The sequence below is a fragment of the Candidatus Hecatella orcuttiae genome (genome assembly GCF_002009985.1).
Lineage (GTDB): Archaea > Thermoproteota > Bathyarchaeia > Hecatellales > Hecatellaceae > Hecatella > Hecatella orcuttiae.
In genome coordinates this window covers 319,093-342,290 of sequence record NZ_MTLX02000002.1, presented here as the reverse complement: position 1 = coordinate 342,290, position 23,198 = coordinate 319,093, and the positions used below count along the sequence as shown (strand labels likewise).

The window sequence follows — 23,198 nt, the reverse complement described above, 5'->3', positions numbered from 1 at the left end:
TCGTCCCCGCCTTCCCGCAGCATCACCGAAGCTCAGTAGTCTTCTCCATATTTCCGGTAGCAGCTTCGGCAGACAGGTTCTTTCATCGACCTAGGATAGTAGGCGGAATTTTTGCTGAGAACGCTTCCACACCAAGCGCACTTCAGGGAAGAACCCTCCGAAACCTCGCTGCCGTTGAATATATACTTTTTTGCACTGAAAAACGAAAAAACTAATGCCCCATCAAACGTATCACCGGGTTTAGGCAACGTGACCTAAGCTGAGTCAAGACTAGAGCTCGGCTGGAGGTGAATGTGAAAAAGTGGCATATATGAGCATAGGTTTTTTGGGCGAGACTTCCCGCCTATGCCAGCCGCCGGGTTCCTTTTTTTAAGACGTGCTGCACGTCGACCCGGAGTTTTCGGCTGGAGGGGCTGAGGTAAATCTTTACGCCTTCCCGCTTCAGCAGCATCAACTTGACGGAGGCGCCTAAACCGTAGCGGCCTAGGGTGAGGTCTGACTTTATGATGCGGTGGCAGGGAACGAGAAGGGAGAACGGGTTTCCGGCCACAGCGTTCCCCACGGCTCTGGCTCCCCTAGGAACCCCCACAGCTTCAGCTACGCCCCGATAGGTGGCGGTGAAGCCTCGGGGAACCTCCCGCACGGCTTCCAGAACCCTCCTCGTGAAGGGGGACAGCCTTCCCAAGGCGAGGGGAGGCTTCACGTTGGTCTCCCTCCCCATGTAGGCTTCGGCTAGGGCTTCCAAGATTTCCTTCGCCTCCGGAGAAGGTTTCTCTTCCACCTTCCAGCCTTCGCCCGGGAAGCCCCCGTAAGCTTGGAGGGCGTGGTTTAAACTTTTGGGGGAGAAACTGGAGAAGGAAACAGAGTCGTCCTCCTCCATGCCTACGCAGAACCATGCGCCTTCTTTTCGGAGGCTGTAAATGCGCATCACAGCTCCAAACGGCTCCTTAGGGTTCGAGAAACCTGTTCTTCCAGCCTACTCCTTCGCAGGTTATGTTGGCGGTTTCCCCCAGCTTTCCCTCCACCTTGAAGCCCGCCCCTACGAAAAGCTTGCAGACTTCCATGGAGGTCAACGCGTGAAGAGTGAGCTTGCAGACTTTAAGCCTTGAAACACCTTGAGCTAGACTCAACCAGACGATAAGCTGGTCTGCTAGATGCGTGTCCACAGGCGCCTTGGTTCCCAGCTGGCTTAGAAGGGCTTCAGCAGCCTCAGCGCCCACTTTCTCCGAAGGTTTCCCCCTCTCCCCCAAACTGTCCGCAGCTATCTTCAAGCCGTTTTGAAGCTCCGCCACCAAAAACAGGCCGCAGCCGGGGCTCACCGCGCAGGCGCCATCCCCATCCTGAAGAACCTCCACCTGAATGTCCACGTCGGCATACCCGGCGTCCCTAAGCATTTCCAAGGCGGTTTTAGCCATCCTAGAGGCGATGTGGCCGGGGAGGCGGCAGACGTAGGCCAGTCCCCGAATCTGGGAAACCTTGGAGAAATCTGTGAAGTCAACGGCCGTCAGCCTTCGAGCCGGATTCAGCCTAGCCCTGACCACGCCGCCTCCTCGTGGGTAGAAGCCTCTTCTCACCAGCGCAACACTGCCCCGGAAGCCTATCTTTTCCAAGGTTGGGAAAAGAACCTGCTGCACGTATTCGACGGGAGGCGCCCACTTGTTGTTGGTTCCCCCGTGGATCTCGGCGAACATGGTCTTCGGAGCGTAGGCTGCCACCGGAGCCAACGCTTGGAGGATGAGCATGGTGCTTCCAGCGCTTCCGATCTGGAAGAGGAACTCCCCTCCCCTCAAGGTTTTGGGGTTGAACCTGACCTCCGAGGAGCCGAGGTTTAGGCCTTCCACCTCAGCTTCCGCCACGGAAGCCACAGACTTTAGGGCTGCGATATGCTGAAGGCGAAGGCCCGGAGGGTTCCGCTTAGCCCTGATGTTGAAAATTCGGGCAGCCCGACCTGTGAGGGCGGAGAGGGCTGCGGAAACCCGGAGGATTTGCCCGCCTCCCTCCAGCATGCTGCCGTCGATTTCCACGAACTCCAAGTTTTCTCTTCACCTGTTTGGGTTTTTCAAGAAGGCTGAAGGTAGGTTTCAAGCTTGTGGGCGACAAGGGATTCCAAGCTTTTACCCGTTTTTAAGGCTTCTTTGAAGGCTATTCTGTAGCCTTTCCTGGTGGAGGGGAGTTTCCCGGGTTCGAGGAGAAGCCACCCCTTCCCTTTATGTTTAAACTTCACAGCAAGCATGGCCTTGGCGCCGAATCTCTCGGAGAACCGGAGCAACTGGGCTACAGACGCCTTCTCAACGTATAGGATACTTTTCGCTGTGGTCTTCACTTCCAAGGCAAGGCAGAAACCCTTCCGGCCGGCTAGGATGTCAGGGCGGTCCAGCTTCGTTCGGGAGCCGGAAGCAGGAGCTCGGAGGACGGCGAACCCGAGGCCGTCGAGTTTACGGACAAGCTCCCTTTCGCTTCCTATTCCCCGCCCCATCGGAATCCAGCCTACTTGGGTAGGTTTCCTTTCAGACACTTCCCTTCGAATCCCAAGATACGATAAGAAGGAAAATTCTTAACTCTTCCTATTCAAGGGCTTAGAGGAATCCCGAGTTCGACTTCGAGCTTTGGAGGGGAGGATAGCTGAAATGCCCATGAGTTCAGGGCCTGTGGTGAAAGCACCCACCAGCGCCCCATGGCTGTTGATAAGGATGCCGCTGCTCAGGAAGGTTACACCTCCGTTGATGGTTCCCACGCTTACCGGAACCTTCAGGACTTCTGACAGCAATTTCTTCTCCTCCTCCGAGGCTTCAGGGTGAACGAGAGCCCCTTGGTTGGTTGCGACGGCCAAGGAGCCGGGAAGAGGCAGACCTACCAGCGGGCTGGAGGCAGCGTCAACGGCTAAGGTTTCTTCGATTCTCCTCACCTCCCTTCGGCTGAAGAGAGGCGCTACCACCGCGCCGCGGTCGTTAGCTAGGATCAGGTTTCCCAGGGATGTATGCTTGCTGTTAAGCCTGTCGACCCTCACGTCCAACTGTTTCCGGATGAAGCTGACTTCCTCGTCGGAAATGTAGTGAGGTAGGATTATGCCGTGGGAATTGGCGGCTGCGAGGATTCCTATCAGTTTAGAGTAGCCTAAATCCAGGCTTACAGCCTTAACCTTTAGAACCTTTTCAGCCCTCTCAATTTTTCTGGCCGAAACTCCGGCGGGAAGCATGACGAACTTGTCGGTGGCCAGAGAATAGATGCCGATGTTAGGGCTTCCGAAGATGCTGTAGCGGATTATAGCCAAAATTAACCATTCACCAGCAGAGCTTTTCTCAAGACTGACCTCGGCTGCGTGCATACCTGAACTTAGACTTTCCGACATTACCTTCATTCTATCATATTTTATAAGCCTTTACATCAGATGAAAATCATGGCGGAAGCCTTTCGAGGCTGAGGGGGAAATTTTGGCCGAAAACTTCGAGCTCATCATCGTCGGAGCAGGCCCCGCCGGCTTGGCAGCTGGACTCTACGGGGCGAGAATGGGGTTGAACACGCTTGTCGTAGGGGAAATACTAGGCGGACTGGCTACGGAAGCCGCTTTGATAGAAAACTATCCCGGCGTCGAACCCGTGACCGGCCTCGAACTCATGGACAGGCTGCATAGGCAAGCTGCAAAGTATGGGGCGAAAATCCACGCCCCGGAAACAGTCTTGGAACTGGTCCTCCACGGGGAGGAGAAGAAGGTGAAAACCGACAGGAACCTTTACTCCTGCCGGGCGGTGATCATCGCCACTGGATGCGCTCCCAAAAAACTGGGAGTCCCCGGTGAAGAAAAATTCAAAGGCAAAGGCGTCAGCTACTGTGCCACCTGCGACGGCCCCTTCTTCAAGGATAAAACTGTCATGGTGGTGGGCGGAGGAAACTCCGCTGTGTCCGGGGCGCTTCACCTTAAGGATTTAGCGAAAAAAGTTTACCTCGTGCACCGAAGAAGCCAGCTTAGGGCGGACGCTGTCCTCCGAGAGAGGTTGGAGGAAAGCGGCGTAGAGATTCTTTGGGACACTTTAGTCAAATCAATAGAAGGAAACGGGCATGTAGCCCGTGTTCAACTGGCCAACAGCCTAACAGGGGAAGAGGCAGCTCTTCCCGTGGACGGCGTATTCATTTACGTGGGCGAAGCTCCCCAAAGCAAGTTGGCGGAGAAAGCAGGAGTTCGGGTTGACGGTGAAGGGTTCATCCTCGTCAACCGGAAGCAGGAAACCAGCCTCAAAGCTGTATATGCCGCGGGAGACGTGACGGGGAACGTACGCCAGGTAGGCGTTGCCGTGGGGGAAGGCATAACCGCGGCGGTAAACGCCTACCGCTACCTCAAAGGCGGATGAGGCAAAAGGGAGCCTCTTCGAAAAGCCTTAAAAAACCCACTTTCTTCTAATGCCCTATTGATAGGCGAGCTTACCGTTGATATTTCTTATTTTAGCCCTCATCGCCGGCGCAGCCACCATCCTAGGAGGGGCTTTGGCCCTTTACACTGGGCTGAAGAACGTGGACCTCCGATACCTAGCGGGGTTCTCCGCGGGGGTTCTGATCTCCACAGCCCTCTTGGTCATGCTCCCCGAGGTGAAAGGAAGCCTTTGGGCGGCTGGGCTGGGCTTTTTCTTCCTTTACTTCTTTGAAAAGTTAACCATCATCCACGCCTGCCAAGAGAGGGAATGCCCCTACAAATTTCACCACGTGGGATGGCTTCCGGTGAGCGGTTTAACCTTGGACAACGTTGTCGACGGTGCGGGAATAGCCGTAGGCTCCATCCTCAGCCCCATACTGGGAGTTACAGTAGCCCTAGCGGTTGCAACCCATGAGCTACCCCAAGGGCTTTCCATGGCGGTGATCATGAAAGCCAAATACCGCGGCTCTAAGATACTGATAGCCTTGTTTCTGGCTGCCATGTTCACTCCTCTGGGGGCTTTGCTTTCTTTTCTGATCCCTGAAGCTGTGTTTGAGCATATCCTCGCCTTCGCAGCCGGCACCTTCATCTACATCGGAGCCAGCGACCTGCTGCCTGAAGCCCATGAGAAATTCAACCTCAAAGTTATCCTCTCCGTGTTGCTGGGCGGCCTTCTCATCACCGCCTTGGGAATATGGACCTAGCTGAAAGGACCTAAGCTAACTTTCTAACCCGGCCTTCCCTGTCGCCTACGTAGGCAACATCCGCCAGCTTAAGAAATAGTCCTGTTTCCACCACACCGGGGATAGCCTTCAACATTCCATCGGCCTTCTCAGGGTCTTTCAAGGGGCCGCAGTGGACGTCTACGATGAAGTTTCCGTTGTCGGTGATGAGGGGCCCCACTTTTCCCCCGCCTTCCCGGATTTCAGCTTTCTTCCAGAGTTTTTTAATCCTCTCTAAGGTTACCGAGGCGGCGAAGGGTAGAATTTCCACGGGCAGAGGATGGGTGGAGCCCAGTTTTTTCACCAGCTTGGTTTCATCGGCTATGATGACATATCTTTTCGCTGAAAAGGCTACCATCTTCTCCCGAGCGAGCGCGGCCCCGCCTCCCTTCACCAAGTTCAGCTTTCCATCGATCTCGTCAGCTCCGTCGATGGCTAGGTCGAGCTGGGGGTGAGCGTCTAGGGAAGTGACCTTCAACCCTTCTTTGATGGCTGCGAAGAAGACTTGGTAGGAGGTGGGGACGGTTGAAACCTGTAGCCCCTCAACTCTCACCCTCCGCCCGAGTTCAGCTATGGCGTGGGCGACGGTGTTGCCGCTTCCCAGCCCTACAACAAACCCGTCTTTCACGAGTTTAACCGCTTCTTCTGCAGCTCTCTTTTTCGCCTTCTCCCGCCAAGAGGGAATCTAGGTCAGGCCTCCAGCTCAATCTGCTCCAGTTTTTCCAGTTCCTTTTGGAGGTCTTCCCTCAGCTTTTCCAGTTCCTCGTCGGCTTTCGTCCGCTTCCTCGGCGGGGGAGCGGGTGTGGGGGTTGGTGGAGAAACCTTTTCCGGGGGAGACGGTTTGGCTTCTCTTTCAACCTTTGGGGCTAGCTTTAGCTCTACGGTTTCCTTGGTCTTCAGTCCAAGTTTTCTCCGGAACTCTTCGATCTTGGTGTTGACCTCCATGAATTTATCATGGAACATTTTAGCAAGCTCGGCGCGGGTTTCTTCCAGTTCGTGAAGGCTGATGATCCGCTGGTTGCGTTCGACGATGGAGTCCAACATGGCCAGCTGGTCCTTGTACTTTGAGATGAGGCGGTCTCTTTCTTCAGGAGTGATCTTCCCTTCCGCCGCGGCCTCGTAAAGATGGGTTACAGTTTCACCGAGAATGTCTTTCTCCACGGTGGAGAGTCTGAGTTCGCTTTTGGCTTTTTCGATGTCTTCGGGGGTGAAGCTTCTCTCAACCTTCAAAACTGGAGGGACCTCTGTGGAAAGGCTTTTCGGAGGCTCTGTTTCTTTCTTCTCCTTACGTCGCCAGAAGATCATGAACATCCTTTCCAGAGCTTCTAATCTTGATTTAGGAAACTTCTTACAATTAAAGATTTAACCCTTTAAGCCATTTAATAATTGTGATTTAGGCTGAGTGAAAAATCCGCAAACTTTACGGATGGTTGAAAATGAAAGGCTGGGCTGTTTGGCTCACAGGTTTACCGGGGTCGGGAAAGTCCACTCTAGCCCGACTAGTGGCGCGTAAACTACGCGAAAAGAAGGTTCCTGTTCAAATCCTATCCTCTGATAGGCTTCGGAAAATCTTAACCCCCAAACCAACCTACACGGAGAAAGAGCGGAAGATGGTCTACAATGTCCTAGTCTTCATGGCTAAGCAGCTGACGGAGGGGGGAACAAACATAATCATCGACGCCACGGGAAACAGAAGAAGCTACAGGGATAAGGCTCGCAGGGAAATTAAGAAGTTCATGGAAGTCTATTTGAAATGTCCTCTACCCACCTGCATCCGGAGGGAGGAAAGCCGAGGGAAAACCTTCGGAGCCCCTAAAAAAATCTACGAAAAAGCCTTCAAAAATCTGAGCGGAACCATTCCCGGCATGGGTGCTCCCTACGAGGAACCCCACAAGCCTGAGGTGATCGTAGAAACGGACGCCGTGTCCCCTCGGCAGGCTGCTGAAAAAATCCTTAAAGCTTTAGCGGGCAGGTTTGGAGTTCAAGCCGGGAAAAGGCGGAATGTTTCCAGAAGAGGAGGAACAACATGACAAGCCTCAGTTTAGCTGAACTCCAAAACTACTTGGCCTCCCTTTACCGAGGAGAAGCCAGAATAACCCACGTGGAAGAACTGGGGGTGGAAAGGGCTAAAGTTTCCGAGCCCTTCTTGGAGCTCAAGGGTTTCGGCTACGGGAAATCCTATCTCATCGAGTTTCAAGTCCGTGGGGAAAAACGCAGCGTCGTGCTTCAGACCATGAGGCAGGACAGCTTCGGCCACGAGTACCTCAGCGACAGGGCTCAGAACCTCATCCTAGCTCATAAAACCTACAACAGGCTGGAGGGGCATGTTAAATCCCTTGACCTAGGCGCTGTGCGGGAAGACGGCACCATGGCTTCCCTAGGCTCCTGCGGCGAATTCTTCATCCTCTTGGAAAAAGTGGAGGGAAAGGAGTATCACTGGGACTTGGACGAGGTTTCCAGCAGGGGGAACCTCCGCCCGCTGGACTTGGACCGCTGTCTGGCTCTCTCCGACTATCTGGTGAAAATTCACTCCTTCAGGAAAAACGATATGCCCAGCCTTTACACGCGGAGGATCCGCGACCTCCTAGGGCATGGGGAATGCATCATGGGCCTCATCGACAACTACCCTCCGGAGGAGAGGTTCATCAGCCGCGAGGAGCTTCACCGAATAGAGAAAACATGCGTGGACTGGAGGTGGAAACTCAAAGACCGAGTTCACCGCCTCTGCCAAGTGCACGGAGACTTCCACCCCTGGAACGTCCTCTTCAGGGAAGGTGTAGACTTCACGGTGCTAGATCGAAGCCGGGGGGAGTGGGGGGAAGCCGGCGACGACGTGTCCTGCATGACGGTGAACTACATCTTCTACTCCCTTCAATCCCACGGAAAACTAGCAGGGCCCTTCCAGAAACTGTTCGAAGCCTTCATGAAAAACTACCTCGACAAGACAGGAGACGAGGAGCTGTTGGAGGTCGTTCAGCCTTTCTACGCTTGGAGGGCGTTGGTTTTGGCAAGCCCTAAATGGTATCCGACCCTCAGCTTTGAAGTGCGGCGAAAACTCATAAACTTCCTCCATAACATATTGTCCACTGACAGGTTGGACTGGAAGGATGTAAACCAGTATCTGGAAACCTAACAGCCAGCCCAACTCAACCTCAGGTGTCAAGCCATGAAGGCGATAATCCTCGCAGGAGGCCCGGGAACCAGGCTGAGGCCTTTAAGCTGCACTAGGCCTAAACTTTTGTTTCCCATCCTCAACCGCCCCGCCCTCGACTGGACGCTGGAAAACCTTTCTAAGGCAGGGGTTTCCGAAGTCGTCTTGGCCGTGAACTACATGGCCGCAGCCTTACAGGCTTTCCTCGGTAGGCGCAAGTACGGTTTGAGGATTTTGTACTCCAAGGAGCCGAGAGCCCTCGGCACAGGCGGCCCCATAAAGCTGGCGGAAAAAATCTTAAAACTCAAGCCGGGGGAGCCCTTGCTCATCCTCAACGGCGACATCTGGTCTGATGTGGATTTTGCAGCTCTGAGGGAGGCACACCGCCGCCACATGGAAGAGTATGACGCTGTAATGACTCTGACGCTTCGAGAGGTGAAAGACGTCAGCCGCTATGGAGTTGTGGAAGTAGATGGAAAGGGGAGAATCTTGAAGTTTAGGGAAAAACCTCGCGGGGGAAAGAGAAAGGGGCTGATAAACGCTGGAATCTACCTTACAGACCGCAAGATCTTCCGGAGGCTGGAGGAGAGGAGATTCTCTCTAGAAAGAGAACTGTTCCCCCGGCTGGCTGAGGAGGGAAAACTCTACGGATTCAAGCATGAAGGCCTCTGGAGCGACATAGGTAAGATCGAGGACTTTATGGCGGTTAACTTCAAGGTCTTGGAGCTTAGAGCTGAAGGTAGACTGGAGATCGGCAGAGGCGCCAAAGTGGCTCGGGAAGCACAGCTTCGCCCCCCTGTCTGGGTTGGGGAGAAAGCGAAAATAGCAGCCGGAGCGGTGGTAGGCCCCTATGCGGTCCTAGGCAACGGTGTACACGTGGGGGAAAGATGCAAAATAAAGAAAGCCGTCGTCTTCGACAGGGCTGAAGTAGGAGCCCGCAGCCTTATACAAGATTCGGTTGTGGGGGAAGGAGCCGTGATAGGGAGAGGAGTTAAAATCCGAGACCAAACCGTCATCGGAGACCACGCTTTTGTAGCCGACGCCCTGAAATTGGTTAGAAAGGTTTCCATCTGCCCCCACAAGGAAGTAGGCATAAGCCTCATAGGCCCTAGAATTTTAGCCTAACCGGCTTCGAAAACGTCGGAGGAAAAAAACCATAAGCTTCCCGGTGCTTCCCGCGTTCACGGCAGCCCTCAGCCTCCTCCTAGGTTTTCTGGCTGTGGAAAGGCTGACCGAGCCTTGGGCCCGCCTCATGTTGAGGAAGGGCATCTGCGGCAGGGATGTCCACAAGCCGGACAGGCCGCTTATCCCTGAGATGGGCGGGGTGACCATCGTCGTCGGCTTGGCGGTGGGCATGGGTTTTTTCACAGCCCTCAACCCTGAGTTCAGCCTGACCGCGGCGGCCTTTCTTTCTACGGTGGTCGTGGCTGCGGTGGTGGGCGTTGTGGACGACTGGCTGAGGCCTTTGAGCCCCTTGGAGAAGGTGGCTGCTGTGACCTTGGCCGCGCTTCCCCTCCTGATTCTGGGAATGTACACGCCCTACCCGGTGCTTCCCTTTGTGGGCGGGTTAAGGCTTACCCTCATCTATCCTTTCATTTTCATGCCTCTGCTGGTCACGGTGCTGGCGAACTCGGTGAACATGCTGGACGTCCTAAACGGGTCGATGGCAGGAACCTCCACCATCTCCGCCCTCTTCCTCACCCTCATCGCCGTGCTTTTCAGCCAGTGGGAAACAGCCTTCCTCCTCGGTCTTCTCGCAGCCTGCACCTACGGCTTCTACCGGCATAACCGCTACCCAGCTGAGGTTTTCCCCGGAGATGGAGGAAGCCTAGCAGTGGGGGCTGCCTTCGCCGCGGCAGCCATCATCGGCCGCTTGGAGGTTTTAACCCTCATCGTCCTCCTCCCAGCTCTCATCAACGGCTCCCTCATTCTCTCCAGCTTGGGGAGGCTGGTGGAGCGTCGGGGGATAAAAGAGCGCCCCACCCTTCTAGTGGCGGGCCCTCGGATCGCAGCCAGCCCCAGCAGGCAGGCTCCGGTAACCTTGACTAGGCTGATGGTGGCTTCTCAGCCTCTGAGGGAGGAAGAAGTTGTAAGGGGGTTCATGGCTTTAAACCTGCTCACAGGAGCTCTCGCCTTGGCAACCGCCCTTTTCATGTTGGGGGGTTAGACTTGCTGGGGAAATTCTGGAAACTGTATGCGGCCGTGGTCCTATTCTGGGTTCTATGCTTGGAGGCAGCTTGGCTGCTGGCTGAGCTCTACATGCCTCTGGTGAAGACATGGACCTCCGGAGAGCTGGGAGCCTTAACCTCCGACATCCTCGTATGGTTAGGGGTTCTCTTCACCTTGGCGGTGATCCTGATTTTTTTCCGAAGATTCTTCCACGCCCTCTTCTGGTATGAGCTTTCTCTGGGAGAGGAAAAGCGTGGAAAACAGCGGTTCTCCCAGTAAATTCGGCGAGTCTTCCGGCCTTCTGATCTAAAGCCTCAGGACTTTCGCGGGAAACCATCCTCGGGGAACGTCGGTGACATGGATTTCCTTCGGAACTATTCTAACCAGCGAGGTGGTGACCATTTCGAAGAAAGGCCGATACTCGGGCACCCTGTCCAGCACAAGCTTTCTCCCTTCTGCTTCCTCCTCGCCTTCCACCACCTCAGCTGTACCTGCCGCTTGAACAAACCTATCCGGAACTCTGTTGTCTATAGCCAACGCCACGTGAGGGTTCTTTTTAAGATTCGCCATACCGTGGCCGCGATTTTCAACTATGCAGTAAAAATTCGTCCCCTTCACCGCGAAGAACATGGTTGTAGCCCAAGGTTTTCCACCGCTTTCGGTGGCTAGGGTGCAAACCTTACAGCCTTGGAGAATCTCCTCCATTACCCTGCGTATTTCCTCCTCCGACATTTGAACCTACCCTCAAGAGTTTTCTATAATAAATAGTAAATATATAAAAAATTATAGTAATCAGCCCCAAGATTAACTCCTATAAGGGATGCTTTTTCATCGAAAAATACGTCCTCTTATCCTCAAAAGGATAAAGCTTACTTTAAAATCTTAACAAGCCATAACCATGAGTCCGGCCTTTTGGCGGAGGATCAGACCCACCCAAAGAGGGATTGTGGTAATCTGGCTTATCACCTCCCTCACCGGGGTTGGGATCAGTCAATTTTTTGACTTGGGAAAGCTACTACTGTTTTTCGCAGGAACTTTTCTGGCCCTGGTGGCTGAGCGTCTGTTCGAAGACTGGGTGAGGCCCGAGGGGACGCGAGGCTCCTTCCGCTGGTTTACCGTGGTTTCAGGAGTCTCAGTTTTAACCCTAGCCATGCTGGTGCATTTGTACAGCTTGGTGTTTCTCATACCCTTGGGCGGAGTTGCCTTCCTCCTAGTCATCCTTCCTCCCCTAGCTCAGTACAGGTTTGGGTCTCGTGTGGGGGGAGAGTACCTTGGAATCGCAGGTTTAACACTGGCAGCGCCCGCCGGCTACTACATCATGACCGGCAGCTTCGACTTAACCGCTTGGATGCTGTGGCTGACTCTTCTCCTCTACCACTTTCCAACCAACAGTTACATCCGAACTTTATTGTCGGAAATGAAGGTAGAATTTGCTGAGCTCAAAACAGATTCAGCGAAGTCCAAGCCAAAAAGGATGACCGCCTACTGGCTTTCGATCTTGCAACATGTCCTTTCCTTGGGAGTAGCAGGCTTTCTGACAGCAGCACGTCTCATTCCCCCCTTTACGATTTTGGCTTTTTCGGTTTTCTCGGCGAGGTTGGTGAGAGTTGGGAGAAGAAAAACTTACACCTCCGCCGTCCTCAGGGTTGGGCTGAGGGAGTCCATGTTTTTGGCCGTGTTCTCAGCGATCCTCATCCTTTCTTACAAGCTGGGATAAGGCTGCCTTTTCCAGACGAACTGGAGGCAGTCAGACGCCTCGCCAAAAGAGGCCTTGACGTTTCTCCGCCCAACAGCCCGCCTGCAGTCCTTCTACCCGAGTTGGAGGTTAGGGTAGGTCTCCTCCGCCGTCTATTCAAGCCTTCTGTCCGGCTTATTGGTTCATCATAGCAGCGGAGGCTCCTCCAACTCCTTAGGCAGAACTTGCCTCTGATGGGGAAGCATGGGGTTTACCGAATATATGAGAAAGCTTGAATTTTAAATCCTCCCCCAGCCGCATTCCGCATCGGAAAAGAAACACCACTTAGGGATGGTTGGTGGGAAACATTCCGGTGGAGGAGGGTATCTCTGAATTTTTATCCTCCATGGGAAACGGGCACGAAAACCAAGGAGTCCCCCTCCTCCACCGGCGTGTTTAATCCTTGGAGGGCGCTTACCTCTACACCGTTCTTCAGAACTAAGGGGAGAAGCCTTACTCCGTCGGGTCTTCTTTCCACCAAGTTTACGCCCAAGTTTTTTCCAAACTTTTTCTCCAGAAGGTCTATGAGCAAGGAAAGTTTTTGACACGACTCCCGGTCGAGGCTGAGCTCTGTCTGCTGAAGGCCTGCTAAGTTCTTCAGGAATCCTACGAATTCGACTTTAACCTTCATTCCCCTTTCCACCCTCTCGGAGGAAACATTCGGCGGGCTGACTTTTTGTTTAAATTTCCTCTACACGGCATTTTATTTTCTTTTTCACTTCTTCCACGTGCTTTTCATCCGTTTTGAGAGTGTAGAGATACTTGGAGGTTCGAAGTTTGAGCTTCACTCCATCTTCAGACCTCTTGAGGAAGCAGACTTCAGCTTTGGCTGAAAGCTTCAGGAACTCCTCCACGTCCTTTATCTCTTTAGGCAGGGTTGACGTCCTCCCAAAGCTGAACCAACCTACTGGTTTTGAGCAGGGAAGCTTATATAAGCCTTAAAGAGGATTGTTTCAGCTTCGGAGCGCAGGCTGAAGCTGGGGAAGCGGAATTTCCAGCCGGACTAGGTCGCCGTCTTTAAGCTTTAAGGCTTCTCGGATGCATATGGGGGCGATGACCTCCACCACGGAATTATCATAATGGGTCCTCTGGATGAGGATTACGTGGCCTTTAATTTTGCCGTCGACCAAGACGGGTATGCACCTTAAGGTCCCATAAGTTCGGACACCGTTGCTGAAACCTTCAATAAGAATGCTAGGGAGAACTTCTATCTCCCTTCTGACAGCCAAGTCGTGGCTTCCTGAAAGCCGCAGGTTGACGGTTCCGGGATACGGCTTATAGCCCAGTTTGGCGATGAACTGCTTTTCATAACCATTTCTGGTAATGTAGTAGGCTCCCTCGCCGATGCCGGTGAAAATTCTACCAGCCAAACGGAGGGCCTCCACCTTGGAAGGCCTTAGCAAGGCGGCTAGGGCTGCATGAACAGCCATCAACTCGTCTCTTCCCTTTTTTGTAAGACTCAAATACTCTCCTCGAAGGTTGATTTTCCTTTCAATCAGACCTTTTTGAGAGAGTTCCCTCAACCACCTAGAAGCCGTCTGCTGGGAGCAAAGGAGCTCTTTGGCAAGGCTGCTGGTTGTGGTGAAAATCTGCCTTTTAAGACCTCCCAGTTCCGCCAGCTTTAACAGGAGAAACCACTGCCGGGGCTCGATCAAAGTTCAACCCTTTTCAACTCCTTAAGAGGTACCTACCTATAAATATTAATAAGAACGATTTTTCAGACCCGAGATAGCTGGTGAGCTATCTTCAAGGGTTCCGGTTGAACGTGCTCCCTGATACATCGGAAAACAGCATCCACCGCTTCGTCCAACGTTATCAGGTTTCCCACACTAACGTAGAGGAGCTTTTTTCCCGGCTTAGGAGCCAAAGCCATACCCACAATTTTCCCGCCTAAAAAAATCGGCGCCCGCCTCCCCTCAAATTCTCCAACTTCCCCGCATAGCAGCCTTTTGGCCACTCCGACCGTGGGAATTTTCAGAAGAACACCCACGTGAGAAGCCAGCCCGCAGCCCAAAGGATGAGCAACACCATGACCGTCCACCAGCAGAAGATGGGGGCGGTTTTCAAGCTTTTGCACGGCCTGAACAATAGGTGGAGCCTCCCTGAAAGCTAGGAAGGTTGGAATGTAAGGAAACGCCACCCGAGTCCATGAAATTTTAGCCTCCCTCTGTTCCATGGTCTGAAAATCTAAAACCACCGCAGCGGCTTTGGCGCGGTCTTCCATGTAGGACACGTCCACTCCCCCCACCAGTTTCACCTCCGTGAGAGGGAGAGGTCTGATTTCCACCCGTTTTGCTAAGGTTTCTTGAATTTTCCGAGCTTTAGAGAGGTTGAAGCCTCGATGGTGTTCCGGAAGAGGCCTCTTTTCGATCTTGGAGGTGTCCAAGCCTAACTAACCTGGAACCTTAGGATGAAGCCTCTCATCTACTGCAAGCCTTTACGGCTGCGGAAAATCTCAAGCCGAGTTTCGTGGACGCTGATTTTCATCCTACTACTTCGGCGTTTGCGCATCTTCGACCTATTCGGGTCACCTTGATCTTGACGTGGTCACCGGGCTTCGTTTCAGGAACGAACACCACGAAGCCTTGGATTCGGGCTATTCCCTCTCCCCGTCGGCTGGTTTCCATGATGTCCACATCGTATTCCTTGCCAACTTCGACAGGGTAGGGCCTAAAGCCTCGACCCGAGTAGGTCGACCTTCTTTCATAACCCATACATTTTTCCCTCCTGCTGATGAGTGTGAACAGTTTTCAGGAAATATTAAGGCAAAACCTTAAGGCTTCCATAGCGCCCTATGTTAAGCTGCTTTATTCCCCGAAATTCGGAGACGTAGCCGTTTTCAATCTGAACGTCGTCTTCAAGTTTAACAGAGTCTATCTGTTCATTCCAGAGAGCCAAGTTGATCTTCCCTGACTCGTCTGCCAAAACCGCTGTGGCGACGCGGTTGGGCCTGTTGGTTATCCTCGAAATCACCGTCCTAGGCTCCGATATCTCCAAGACTTTACCTTGAATGTTCACGGACCTCATGCCCACATGCAGCTCAGATATTTTCAATGAACGTTTCACCCCCTTTCTTTCGCATCCGCAACCAGACAGGTTTCAATTCTTCCAACTTGGCTTGCTTCAAATGGAAGCGAAGAGTGGCAGCAGAAAACCTCGGAAACCTGGTTAAACTGTGCTCTTTCAAAGAAAGCGTGTCACCAAAACTTATCTGTTGATAAAACATAGACTTCGACTCGGATTTCGTTTCCTTACGGTTTGACTTATCTCTTTTCTTTCGCTGCTTTCAAGGCGAAAAAGCCTTTTCCTTTTTCGAGCTTAAACCGTTGGAGAAAAGCTAAGCAGCCTGAGGCTACTTTAACTTACCCGTCCGGTTAACTCGATCGTTAATTATTTCATCAGCATCTCATATTAAGTTTTAGGTTGAAGGAAAACTTTTCCTGCCAGCTTTTTGCACATCTCCACGGCTTGAACAGCATCCTCTGCATAGGCGGCGTGAACCTGTCTAGCAAAATCCCTTGTCACAGCTGTGCCGCCTAGGATGACTTTAACCTTGCCCTTCAGATTTTTTTCCTCCAGAAGCCCTATAACTTCTTCGATGCTTTTCAGGGATGTGGAAAGCAAGGCGGACAGAGCTAGGATTTCAGCACCAGTTTTTTCAGTTTCTTCCACAAATTTTTCAGCCGGGATGTCCACACCCAAGTCCATCACCTGGAAGCCTTCCACGGTGAGCATGGTGGACACCATGTTCTTGCCGATGTCGTGGATGTCCCCCTTCACCGTGCCGATGACCACGGTCGCCAAAGGCTCTGAGCGTCGGAAAGTTTGAAGATGAGGTTTCAGTATCTGGAAACCTTGCTTGAAGGCTTCCGCCGCCATGAGAAGGTCTGCGAGAAAATATTCCATGTTCTCAAATTTTCTGCCAACTGTTCTCATGGCCTCCGTCATCTTGTCTAGAATTTGAGGGACGCTTATTCCCTCATCTAATGCCTTCTGGACTAAGGAAGCTATGTCCTCTACCTCGAGATTCAGTATAGAATCGTAGACGGCCTTGAGAACCCGGACCATACCTATCATCTTTGGACATGAGCCTATAAATTCTATTCCTCCACAGATACACAAATGGAATAGGCCTCTGTCTCCAATTCAACTCGAAACAGTCAACATGAACCATGAGGAAAGCATATTGTGTTTATGAGAATACTTGCAGATGAAAATTCGAGGCGCCTTGACCGTCAAGGTTTGGATGTTTTCAGCTTTGAAGAGAAGACTTATGTAGAAGGCCTTTTTCCATTCTCGGTAAGGTTTTCGCAGATGGGCGGCGTACCAACGGTAATGGCAACCCAGCATCCCGATTCTGCCAAAAAATACGTTCCCGTACAGGAGGAAGTCGATGAGGCGTTGGAGGCTTTTCTCAACGGCTATAGGGAGAGACTCCACTGCGACGAATACAAGGTTGACTATGAAGGTAAACTCACACCGTACCATCAGGTGTCGCAGATAGTTCTCAAGGCTGTGGAAAGCAAACTGAAGCCGGGTAGAGACATTTTCGTAACCCCGAGAATGCCCAGTGCAAGGGAGGAAACAGCTTTCCGTCAGATCATGTCCGTAATGGCGGCGATCGAAGCTAACTATCTGACCCAGAATACACTTGACAGCCCGGCGGTAATCGAGATAATTCACCCTATGACAAAGGATGTCGGTGAACTGCTGGGCGCTAAAAGTAGAATGAATCAGGCAATAAGCTTGGCTAAGAACGAGCTGGGAGCCAAACTCAAACCTGAAGACATGAGCATCATACCTCTGTTCGAATCCGTTTCTGCACTGCTCAACATCGATAGAACTGTAAAGGCTTACGTCAATAAAGCTGGAAAACCTGAAAGGTTAAGGGTTTTCATAGGCAGGTCAGACCCAGCCATGATGTGCGGCTTAGTAGCTGCTGTTCTCGCAGCTAAAATAGCCTTAAGCAAGCTGGGTCTATCATCAGAAGATTTAAACGTCCCCATTTACCCGATTCTGGGCGTCGGAAGCCTACCTTTCAGAGGACACCTTACACCTGAGAACATCGAGAACTTTTTGAAAGAATACAGCGGCATCAAAACTGTAACCGTGCAGTCAGCTTTGAGATACGACTATCCTAAGGAAAAAGTCAAGCGGTTGATCAGGCATCTCCGAGCTGAAATTCCCAAAACTCAACCTACAATATTCGATGAAAAGGATGTGGAAAGTATGGTGAAGATGATCCAACTGGCAACTAGGTCCTACCGGAAACATCTCGCGAAGCTCATGGATATAATCGTGAGAATTTCTAAATTTATCCCTAACCAGAGAGATAGGCTGTCGATAGATTCCGACGTCAAATATGGAAGAACTTTAAACGAGCACAAGCCTTACCTTCTTCCCCGAGTCATAAAAACCACAGCAGCATTCTACACCATAGGTCTTCCCCCCGAATTCTTAGGCGTCGGAGCCTTCTTGGAGAAACTGACCTCCAAGCAGCTTCAGTTTTTAAGAGAACACTATCTCGGCTTAACCTCCGACTTGAAGAAAGCTGGCAAGTTTTTGAATTTTAAAGTGGCATCAAAGTTCATAGGAAGTCATGTTTCCCGGCTTCTGGAAAAAGATGTGGAAAAAACCAAGCGGATACTCAAACTTGAGATAGAGCCTGATGAAAACTATACGACTTTCCTCCTTCTCTTGGAACCCTATCTGGCCGCCTTACTAAAAGGGCCTAATTCAAGCGTGGCTGAAGGTTCTAGGAAGCTGATAATCCACTTAGGGCTGCTGAGAAAAAGCCTAGGATAGAGTTTTAAACACTCCAAACGCCTAAGAAGCGAGTTCGAAGGGCGATATGTAATCTCCATACTTCTCTCTAGCTCGGATGAGCCTCTGCCTCTGTTCTTCAAGCACCTCGAACACCCTTGAAGGTACACTGGTTAACTCCCTGTAAATTTTGGTTATTCGGTCGATCTTAGCCAAGTTTTCCTGAACTCTGACAGTGAACTGTTTAATGTAGGCTTCCTTAGCGTAGTGTCTGTCGAGCACCAGCTGGAACAGCTTCCTCAAGTCTTCGTAGACAGGTATCCTCCCAGTAGGCGTGTCTATGGCGCCCACATCTTCGTGGACACGAAGCTCCATCCATTTAAACCAAACTTTCTTATCCGTCTTCTCAGTCAAGAAGTTTCCATCTTCACCTTTCAGAAAATAGTTAACGGCGAAGATGCGAGGCGGCTTCGCCAAGTCTTTGCCGAAGTTGATGTTGTCCTCGATATATCGGCCGATGGGTATCGACAGAAAGTCCAGGTTCGACATAGGATTAAACTCCCGAACGCCCTCCGCGCCTAAGGTGGCGGCTGTGCTTTCGGATTCTAGGGAGGCTCCCTTGGTGATGATTCCGTGCTCCCAGTTGAAGGATTCCTCCACTGGCACCCAAGTGTTTGAATCTCTCCCGCCGTACACAATGGCGTCTAACACAACTCCTTCAGGGTCGTCGAGGCGGGGATCTAGATTCTTGAAATATTTTAATTCCACGGTGAACCTAGCGTTAGGATGGGAGCAGGGGATTTCTTTACCCTTCTCGTCTTTTTTACCTTTCCACCATTCACCGGAATGGTTGTAGCCTCGCAGGGGAACCTCGCCGTCCTTCCCTGTCCAGTGCACATGGCCGTCTTCGGTGACGAGGACGTTGGAGAAAATCACCTCCACCGGGCTGTGGAGCACCTCCCATTGGATGGGGTCATCTTTGGAGTTAATTCCCTGAATTATTCCGAAAACGCCTTTCTCCACGTTGACGGCGCGAACCCGGCCATTTTTCTTTCGAAGGTAGGCTATGTCGTCGCCTACAATGGTCTCACCGTCCAGCATGGCCGTGGAGGTTTTCCCGCACATGGAGGGAAAAGCTCCGGTGAAGTAGGTCACTCTGCCTTTCGGCCCATGGATGCCCATGATGAGCATGTGCTCCGTCAACCAACCTTCCTTGGACGCGCGGTTTATCGCCAAACGCATGGCCAACTTCTTGAGGCCGATGGAGTTGCCGCCGTACTGGGTGTTAGCACTGTACACAGTGTCACCTTCGATGTCGATGTATATTCTGCGCTTGTCTAGGTTCGTGGAGGTTTTCCTCTCATCCAGTTTGCCTTGGGAATGGACAAACTTAAACGGTCGGGCTTGGCGGCCCTGCCTGACGAATTCTTCGTATCCCTGCCTGTAGAGAATGTTTTCACTGTGAGCCACATAACTGGAGTCTGTGAGCTGAACACAGGGTATAGTGAACTCCGAGCCCGCTGGGCCTAGGGTGTAAAAGCAAACATAGAGCTCATGGCCTTGCATGATGTTTTTCAGGATTTCGTGAATTTCCTTCAGCTTCTCTTCTCTGTCCCCTGTCCTCAGCTTAGGGCCTAGCTCCCTCCCCTTGGAGACGAGCAGCAACGTGTGCTCCCGGTCTCTCGCTTGGTCCTTGTAGTTGTCGAAGTGAACGGTATGGCCTTCTGTGGCAAGCTTGATTTCTTCCCCGTTTTTCACCGCCGTATTCTTTATGTATTCTATATCCTCCGCCGAGCCCTGGGAGACGTAAACCCTGTCCGGATTGCAGAGTTCCACATATTTTGCCACAAAGTGGTGGAGCGCAGGGTTATCTATTCTTAGAAGCCTTCGATAAGCTTCCTCATCCAGCCGGGTTTTGAGTATTTCTCCGAAGCCGGGGGCGGCATCCTTCACAGCAATTTCCTCCAAAGAGACTTCGCAGAACTTAACCCACCACCTCCTTTAAAGCATTTGCATAGTGGAAAGCCCCTCCAAGTCAACACTACCCAAGGGCACTGTAACCCTTACTCCGCATGAACAAAAGGAGAGTTGTCCTGAAAGATTCATAGAAAGATTTATGTGCCCAAACTGCGTCCACATGTTTGAGCCCAGGTAGCTCAGCCTGATCTCAAAGGCTAAGGAGAGCGCCCGATACCGCCTCAAGGCAGGTGGTAGGTGAAGCTGAAGACCGGGTTGACGGCCTTCCGCCCTTGACCAAAGGCCGGCCCAATCGCAGGTTCAAACCCTGCCCTGGGCACCATTCGATTTTTTGAAAAACTAGGGAGAAAAATTGTTTGCCGCCAAAAAACCTAGGCGGAGATAGGGTGGTTAGGTTAGGGGTTCGTTTTTGATGATCTTCCAAGCTCCGAATCCCTTTTTACCGGTGGCCACCATGGTGATTTTTCTTCCCTTCCTTTCGATGATTTTTATTTCTCCTTCTCTGGGTCCTTCAGACAAAGGATCACCTCCCCTTTCCTTCTCGTCAAGCAATCTTTCTAGGTGATATTTTATTACGTTTCATCCTTGAGAAAGGGGGTTTGAAGCAGGGTTTTCAGGCGATTTCTCCTGTGGGATGGGAGGTTAGACGTGGAAATCAACGGCTGGTTGGGAGGAAATTATACAGTTATCTGACAAACTTAAACGGCAACATCCCCCAATTAGAGGGAATAAGGGCTCTTGGTTGGCAGCGGATGTGGAAGCTTCGAAGACTTGCCCGGAGGAGAATACGCAGCCTAATTTGGGGTTGCTTTTTACATATTTCAGTAAAAAAATAGACGGAAGTACATCTTTTTTGGAGAAAAAAATTTCAACGGATTTTCATGGCAAGCGGGTCGTTTTCAGCTGAAAGGACTTCTTAGCGTGGTTAAAGGTTATTATAATTTACTGCGAAAATTAGAGGAGAGAGCTCCTATATGACCGTTAAAATCGCCATAGCCAACCAGAAGGGCGGCGTAGGGAAAACGGACCTCTGCGTCAACCTAGCTGCTTCTCTGTCTTCTTTCTCTTTCAACACGTTGCTGGTCGACTTGGACCCTCAGGCCAACGCCACCGACTATCTGACGAGAAATAACCCCCAAAGTTCCACCTGCGACCTGCTGATGAAGGATGAGATTAAACTGGAAGACATCACCCTGAAGACCGACTTCCCCAACCTAAGTTTGGCTCCCTCCAGCATAGGATTAAGCGCTGCCCAGGTTCAGCTGGCCAACGAGGTTAACATGCAGTTCAGGCTTAAGCGGAAGTTGAAGGCTTTAGACGGGTTTGACTATGTTTTCATCGACACTCCTCCTTCCCTGGGGCTTTTGACGGTTAACGCCTTAACCGCCTGCGACCAGGTTATTATTCCCATTCAGACTCATTATTTTGCCATGGACGGTGTTACCAAACTGCTGGACACCGTTAACACCATCAAGGAAGACCTTAACCCTAACCTTTCAGTCAAGGGCATCGTCCTGACCATGTACGACAGGCGAACTTCCCTGTCCAAGGAAGTGGAGGAAAAGGTTAGAAACGCCTTCAGGGGTAAAGTTTTCAAGACCGTGATTCCCATCAACGTGAAGTTGGCGGAGTCGCCCAGCCACCACCAGCCTATCATAACCTATGCTCCCAGAAGCACGGGGGCGAAAGCTTATCTGAACTTGGCCAAGGAGTTTGTAGGATGAGCAAGAGACTGGGAGACAACCCCCTATCCCGGAGAAAAATGGCGGTAAACACCGTTCGAGCTATGTATCGGAGAAAAAGGGGAATTAAAACTTCTTCCAAGCGCTCCCTGAAAAAGAAGCCTACGCCTAAGTCGCGGTCTAAAAGCCGAAAACCCCAGCGAAAACAGAAGGTTAAAAGAAAGAAATAGAGGGTCTTTTTTCAGCTCTGCAGATAATCTTTTCTAGGGGCAGGTCTTTTTAATACTGAAACATTTATTTGACCTGAGGAATTGACGATGGAAGGTTTAGGCTGGAAGCTTGTTCCACCAAAAGAGGCGTTGGACGGGTTCTTAGAAAAGACTCAACCTAAGGTTTTGGGGGAGGAACTCGTACCTCTTCAGGAAGCTTTGGGCAGAGTGTTGGCTAGGGACATCGTTTCGGAGGTGAACGTGCCCTCCGCCAATCTGGTCTTCCTCGACGGCTACGCCCTCAGGGCGGAGGATGTTCAAGGCGCTTCAGCTGAGAAACCTGTCAGGCTTAAAATCGCAGGGAAAATTATCCCAGGGCAACCCTCAGCCGTGAAGGTTTCTCCGGGGCAAGCTGTGTATGTTTCCCATTACATGGAGGTGCCTGAAGGCGCTGACGTAGTGGTGTCCTTGGAAAGCTTGGAGGTGGGAGACGGGGAAATCATCGTCAACCGCCCTTTCAGAGCCGGGTTGGGCATTCTCCCCAAAGGAGACGATATAAGGGAAGGGACGCCCGTCCTTAGGAAAGGCTGCCTTCTGAGGCCGCAGGATTTGGCTTTGCTTTTAGCCTTGGACAAGTGGGAAGTCCCGGTGGTCAAAAAGCCTAAGGTGGCTGTCATCTCCGTGGGAAATGAACTGGTGAAGCTGGCTGAGAAGACCTCTGCGGAAGCCGTAGGCGGATTTTCCATGCTTATCTCGAAGCTGCTCTTCGACCTCGGAGCCCTTCCCATGCCGGAGGTGGTGGGAGACGAAGTCGCCAGCATCAGGGAGGCGTTGCTCTCAGCGGCTGAGAAAGCCGACCTCATCCTCACCATCGGAGGACTTTCAGTGGGGAAGGAAGACTTTGTCCCCCAAGCCTTGAACGCTCTAGACCCTCCCGGGGTCATCGTCCGGGGAGTTGCCTTGATTCCGCCTTGGCTCACCACGTTGGCGGTGGCAGGAGGTAAACCCGTGGTGTGCCTGCCGGGGAGATATGTGCCTTTGATCGGAACCTTCTACTATTTCGCTGTTCCCGTGCTTCAGATGCTCAGCGGGGTTTCCGCATCCCTGCTGCCGGTTGTCAAAGCCAAGATGGGACATGATGCCAAGGCAGGGCCGGGAAGAAGCTTCTTCATGCCCGTCCGCTTGGAGAGGGAGGGCGCAACGTTTACAGTCAAGTCTACCTTCAGAGGGCCGCACCCCATAAGTTCGCTGACCAAGGCTCACGGATTCATCATCATCCAAGCTGGAACCATCCTCAAACAGGGGGAGGAAGTGGAAGTTATCCTCTTCAGCAGAACCGAAGCTGCTGCGTTACTTTCACAGGATTTCGAAGCCTAAGCCTAAAA

Annotated in this window: 29 protein-coding genes and 1 tRNA gene; 13 read left to right on the top strand and 17 right to left on the bottom strand. The window is 52.0% G+C overall.

The window, feature by feature from the left end; all coding sequences use genetic code 11:
* Nucleotides 1-32 precede the first annotated feature (32 nt).
* The 5 genes from BWM17_RS02000 to BWM17_RS01980 all read right to left on the bottom strand — a co-directional run bounded on the left by BWM17_RS02000 (nt 33) and on the right by BWM17_RS01980 (nt 3,349).
* Nucleotides 33-248 carry a hypothetical protein gene (locus tag BWM17_RS02000; RefSeq protein ID WP_309492212.1) on the bottom strand — a complete coding sequence of 72 codons (216 nt, stop codon included), beginning with the start codon at nt 246-248 and terminating at the stop codon, nt 33-35.
* Nucleotides 249-343: 95 nt separating this feature from the next.
* On the bottom strand, nt 344-928 hold the full coding sequence (locus BWM17_RS01995) for an MGMT family protein (RefSeq protein WP_309492387.1): 585 nt from the start codon (nt 926-928) through the stop codon (nt 344-346).
* Nucleotides 929-947: 19 nt separating this feature from the next.
* A complete protein-coding gene (gene rtcA, locus BWM17_RS01990; RefSeq protein ID WP_309492386.1) occupies nt 948-2,024 on the bottom strand; it encodes an RNA 3'-terminal phosphate cyclase in 1,077 nt (358 codons plus the stop codon).
* Between the two features lie 35 nt (nt 2,025-2,059).
* Nucleotides 2,060-2,515, bottom strand: a complete 456-nt coding sequence (gene hjc, locus BWM17_RS01985) for a Holliday junction resolvase Hjc (RefSeq protein WP_309492210.1) — start codon at nt 2,513-2,515, stop codon at nt 2,060-2,062.
* A gap of 39 nt (nt 2,516-2,554) precedes the next feature.
* Nucleotides 2,555-3,349 carry a translation initiation factor IF-6 gene (locus BWM17_RS01980; RefSeq protein ID WP_309492209.1) on the bottom strand — a complete coding sequence of 265 codons (795 nt, stop codon included), beginning with the start codon at nt 3,347-3,349 and terminating at the stop codon, nt 2,555-2,557.
* An 82-nt stretch (nt 3,350-3,431) separates the two neighbouring features.
* Here BWM17_RS01980 and BWM17_RS01975 point away from each other — a divergent pair, with 82 nt between their 5' ends.
* Both BWM17_RS01975 and BWM17_RS01970 read left to right on the top strand, forming a co-directional pair.
* Nucleotides 3,432-4,346 (top strand): NAD(P)/FAD-dependent oxidoreductase, encoded by a 915-nt coding sequence (locus BWM17_RS01975; protein ID WP_309492208.1) that lies wholly within the window; start codon nt 3,432-3,434, stop codon nt 4,344-4,346.
* 76 nt (nt 4,347-4,422) lie between these two features.
* Nucleotides 4,423-5,109, top strand: a complete 687-nt coding sequence (locus BWM17_RS01970; RefSeq protein ID WP_309492206.1) for a ZIP family metal transporter — start codon at nt 4,423-4,425, stop codon at nt 5,107-5,109.
* A 10-nt stretch (nt 5,110-5,119) separates the two neighbouring features.
* On the opposite strand, the gene rpiA is transcribed toward BWM17_RS01970, so the two are convergent.
* Together rpiA and BWM17_RS01960 are read right to left on the bottom strand one after the other, a co-directional pair.
* Nucleotides 5,120-5,812 carry a ribose 5-phosphate isomerase A gene (gene rpiA / locus BWM17_RS01965; RefSeq protein WP_309492385.1) on the bottom strand — a complete coding sequence of 231 codons (693 nt, stop codon included), beginning with the start codon at nt 5,810-5,812 and terminating at the stop codon, nt 5,120-5,122.
* A 5-nt stretch (nt 5,813-5,817) separates the two neighbouring features.
* Nucleotides 5,818-6,438: a hypothetical protein gene (locus BWM17_RS01960; protein ID WP_309492205.1), complete on the bottom strand. Its 621-nt coding sequence runs from the start codon at nt 6,436-6,438 to the stop codon at nt 5,818-5,820.
* 125 nt (nt 6,439-6,563) lie between these two features.
* Between BWM17_RS01960 and BWM17_RS01955 the strand changes: the two genes are divergently transcribed.
* From BWM17_RS01955 to BWM17_RS01935, 5 genes are read left to right on the top strand one after another with little or no spacing between them, the layout of a single operon-like run.
* Complete coding sequence (locus BWM17_RS01955; protein ID WP_309492384.1) at nt 6,564-7,157, top strand: adenylyl-sulfate kinase; 594 nt, start codon at nt 6,564-6,566, stop codon at nt 7,155-7,157.
* On the top strand, nt 7,154-8,260 hold the full coding sequence (locus tag BWM17_RS01950) for a phosphotransferase (protein WP_309492204.1): 1,107 nt from the start codon (nt 7,154-7,156) through the stop codon (nt 8,258-8,260). Before BWM17_RS01955 ends, BWM17_RS01950 begins: the two co-directional genes overlap by 4 nt.
* A gap of 33 nt (nt 8,261-8,293) precedes the next feature.
* Entirely contained in the window at nt 8,294-9,403 is a 1,110-nt protein-coding gene (locus BWM17_RS01945) for an NDP-sugar synthase (RefSeq protein WP_309492203.1), read from the top strand.
* 43 nt (nt 9,404-9,446) lie between these two features.
* Entirely contained in the window at nt 9,447-10,445 is a 999-nt protein-coding gene (locus tag BWM17_RS01940) for a hypothetical protein (protein ID WP_309492202.1), read from the top strand.
* 2 nt (nt 10,446-10,447) lie between these two features.
* Nucleotides 10,448-10,726: a hypothetical protein gene (locus BWM17_RS01935; RefSeq protein WP_309492200.1), complete on the top strand. Its 279-nt coding sequence runs from the start codon at nt 10,448-10,450 to the stop codon at nt 10,724-10,726.
* A gap of 27 nt (nt 10,727-10,753) precedes the next feature.
* On the opposite strand, the gene BWM17_RS01930 is transcribed toward BWM17_RS01935, so the two are convergent.
* Nucleotides 10,754-11,179 carry a pyridoxamine 5'-phosphate oxidase family protein gene (locus tag BWM17_RS01930; RefSeq protein ID WP_309492199.1) on the bottom strand — a complete coding sequence of 142 codons (426 nt, stop codon included), beginning with the start codon at nt 11,177-11,179 and terminating at the stop codon, nt 10,754-10,756.
* Between the two features lie 166 nt (nt 11,180-11,345).
* On the opposite strand from BWM17_RS01930, the gene BWM17_RS01925 reads away from it, so the two are divergent.
* Nucleotides 11,346-12,164 carry a hypothetical protein gene (locus BWM17_RS01925; RefSeq protein ID WP_309492198.1) on the top strand — a complete coding sequence of 273 codons (819 nt, stop codon included), beginning with the start codon at nt 11,346-11,348 and terminating at the stop codon, nt 12,162-12,164.
* A 355-nt stretch (nt 12,165-12,519) separates the two neighbouring features.
* On the opposite strand, the gene BWM17_RS01920 is transcribed toward BWM17_RS01925, so the two are convergent.
* From BWM17_RS01920 to BWM17_RS01890, 7 genes are all read right to left on the bottom strand, one after another.
* The gene (locus tag BWM17_RS01920; protein WP_309492197.1) at nt 12,520-12,813 is read right to left on the bottom strand and encodes a MoaD/ThiS family protein; all 294 of its coding nucleotides are present in this window, start codon (nt 12,811-12,813) and stop codon (nt 12,520-12,522) included.
* A gap of 49 nt (nt 12,814-12,862) precedes the next feature.
* Nucleotides 12,863-13,045 (bottom strand): hypothetical protein, encoded by a 183-nt coding sequence (locus BWM17_RS01915; RefSeq protein ID WP_309492382.1) that lies wholly within the window; start codon nt 13,043-13,045, stop codon nt 12,863-12,865.
* A gap of 90 nt (nt 13,046-13,135) precedes the next feature.
* The gene (locus tag BWM17_RS01910) at nt 13,136-13,837 is read right to left on the bottom strand and encodes a DUF120 domain-containing protein (protein WP_309492196.1); all 702 of its coding nucleotides are present in this window, start codon (nt 13,835-13,837) and stop codon (nt 13,136-13,138) included.
* A 62-nt stretch (nt 13,838-13,899) separates the two neighbouring features.
* Complete coding sequence (locus tag BWM17_RS01905) at nt 13,900-14,568, bottom strand: endonuclease V (protein ID WP_309492195.1); 669 nt, start codon at nt 14,566-14,568, stop codon at nt 13,900-13,902.
* Between the two features lie 97 nt (nt 14,569-14,665).
* A complete protein-coding gene (locus BWM17_RS01900; protein WP_309492194.1) occupies nt 14,666-14,896 on the bottom strand; it encodes a TRAM domain-containing protein in 231 nt (76 codons plus the stop codon).
* A 46-nt stretch (nt 14,897-14,942) separates the two neighbouring features.
* Nucleotides 14,943-15,236, bottom strand: coding sequence for an OB-fold nucleic acid binding domain-containing protein (locus BWM17_RS01895; RefSeq protein ID WP_309492192.1), 294 nt, complete (start codon nt 15,234-15,236; stop codon nt 14,943-14,945).
* A 357-nt stretch (nt 15,237-15,593) separates the two neighbouring features.
* The gene (locus BWM17_RS01890; protein WP_309492191.1) at nt 15,594-16,250 is read right to left on the bottom strand and encodes a cobalamin B12-binding domain-containing protein; all 657 of its coding nucleotides are present in this window, start codon (nt 16,248-16,250) and stop codon (nt 15,594-15,596) included.
* 246 nt (nt 16,251-16,496) lie between these two features.
* On the opposite strand from BWM17_RS01890, the gene ppcA reads away from it, so the two are divergent.
* Nucleotides 16,497-17,987: a phosphoenolpyruvate carboxylase gene (gene ppcA, locus BWM17_RS01885; protein WP_309492190.1), complete on the top strand. Its 1,491-nt coding sequence runs from the start codon at nt 16,497-16,499 to the stop codon at nt 17,985-17,987.
* A 21-nt stretch (nt 17,988-18,008) separates the two neighbouring features.
* Here ppcA and BWM17_RS01880 read toward each other — a convergent pair whose 3' ends face one another.
* Nucleotides 18,009-19,898 (bottom strand): phosphoenolpyruvate carboxykinase (GTP), encoded by a 1,890-nt coding sequence (locus tag BWM17_RS01880; RefSeq protein WP_309492189.1) that lies wholly within the window; start codon nt 19,896-19,898, stop codon nt 18,009-18,011.
* A gap of 192 nt (nt 19,899-20,090) precedes the next feature.
* On the opposite strand from BWM17_RS01880, the gene BWM17_RS01875 reads away from it, so the two are divergent.
* Nucleotides 20,091-20,244 (top strand) — tRNA-Phe (locus BWM17_RS01875).
* 68 nt (nt 20,245-20,312) lie between these two features.
* Here the strand turns inward: BWM17_RS01875 and BWM17_RS01870 are convergent.
* Entirely contained in the window at nt 20,313-20,441 is a 129-nt protein-coding gene (locus BWM17_RS01870) for a hypothetical protein (protein WP_309492188.1), read from the bottom strand.
* Nucleotides 20,442-20,896: 455 nt separating this feature from the next.
* On the opposite strand from BWM17_RS01870, the gene BWM17_RS01865 reads away from it, so the two are divergent.
* From BWM17_RS01865 to BWM17_RS01855, 3 genes are all read left to right on the top strand, one after another.
* The gene (locus BWM17_RS01865; RefSeq protein ID WP_309492187.1) at nt 20,897-21,646 is read left to right on the top strand and encodes a ParA family protein; all 750 of its coding nucleotides are present in this window, start codon (nt 20,897-20,899) and stop codon (nt 21,644-21,646) included.
* Nucleotides 21,643-21,834, top strand: coding sequence for a hypothetical protein (locus BWM17_RS01860; protein WP_309492186.1), 192 nt, complete (start codon nt 21,643-21,645; stop codon nt 21,832-21,834). Before BWM17_RS01865 ends, BWM17_RS01860 begins: the two co-directional genes overlap by 4 nt.
* 87 nt (nt 21,835-21,921) lie before the next feature.
* Nucleotides 21,922-23,190, top strand: a complete 1,269-nt coding sequence (locus BWM17_RS01855; RefSeq protein ID WP_309492185.1) for a molybdopterin molybdotransferase MoeA — start codon at nt 21,922-21,924, stop codon at nt 23,188-23,190.
* Nucleotides 23,191-23,198 lie beyond the last annotated feature (8 nt).

Excerpts from the sequence above, each read along its gene's own strand:
- BWM17_RS01995 (WP_309492387.1), bottom strand. The coding sequence starts at position 928 with ATGCGCATTTACAGCCTCCGAAAAGAAGGCGCATGGTTCTGCGTAGGC.
- BWM17_RS01980 (WP_309492209.1), bottom strand. The coding sequence starts at position 3,349 with ATGTCGGAAAGTCTAAGTTCAGGTATGCACGCAGCCGAGGTCAGTCTT.
- BWM17_RS01960 (WP_309492205.1), bottom strand. The coding sequence starts at position 6,438 with ATGTTCATGATCTTCTGGCGACGTAAGGAGAAGAAAGAAACAGAGCCT.
- BWM17_RS01955 (WP_309492384.1), top strand. The coding sequence starts at position 6,564 with ATGAAAGGCTGGGCTGTTTGGCTCACAGGTTTACCGGGGTCGGGAAAG.
- BWM17_RS01950 (WP_309492204.1), top strand. The coding sequence starts at position 7,154 with ATGACAAGCCTCAGTTTAGCTGAACTCCAAAACTACTTGGCCTCCCTT.
- BWM17_RS01945 (WP_309492203.1), top strand. The coding sequence starts at position 8,294 with ATGAAGGCGATAATCCTCGCAGGAGGCCCGGGAACCAGGCTGAGGCCT.
- BWM17_RS01930 (WP_309492199.1), bottom strand. The coding sequence starts at position 11,179 with ATGTCGGAGGAGGAAATACGCAGGGTAATGGAGGAGATTCTCCAAGGC.
- BWM17_RS01925 (WP_309492198.1), top strand. The coding sequence starts at position 11,346 with ATGAGTCCGGCCTTTTGGCGGAGGATCAGACCCACCCAAAGAGGGATT.
- BWM17_RS01920 (WP_309492197.1), bottom strand. The coding sequence starts at position 12,813 with ATGAAGGTTAAAGTCGAATTCGTAGGATTCCTGAAGAACTTAGCAGGC.
- BWM17_RS01900 (WP_309492194.1), bottom strand. The coding sequence starts at position 14,896 with ATGGGTTATGAAAGAAGGTCGACCTACTCGGGTCGAGGCTTTAGGCCC.
- BWM17_RS01890 (WP_309492191.1), bottom strand. The coding sequence starts at position 16,250 with ATGGTCCGGGTTCTCAAGGCCGTCTACGATTCTATACTGAATCTCGAG.
- ppcA (WP_309492190.1), top strand. The coding sequence starts at position 16,497 with ATGGGCGGCGTACCAACGGTAATGGCAACCCAGCATCCCGATTCTGCC.
- BWM17_RS01865 (WP_309492187.1), top strand. The coding sequence starts at position 20,897 with ATGACCGTTAAAATCGCCATAGCCAACCAGAAGGGCGGCGTAGGGAAA.
- BWM17_RS01860 (WP_309492186.1), top strand. The coding sequence starts at position 21,643 with ATGAGCAAGAGACTGGGAGACAACCCCCTATCCCGGAGAAAAATGGCG.
- BWM17_RS01855 (WP_309492185.1), top strand. The coding sequence starts at position 21,922 with ATGGAAGGTTTAGGCTGGAAGCTTGTTCCACCAAAAGAGGCGTTGGAC.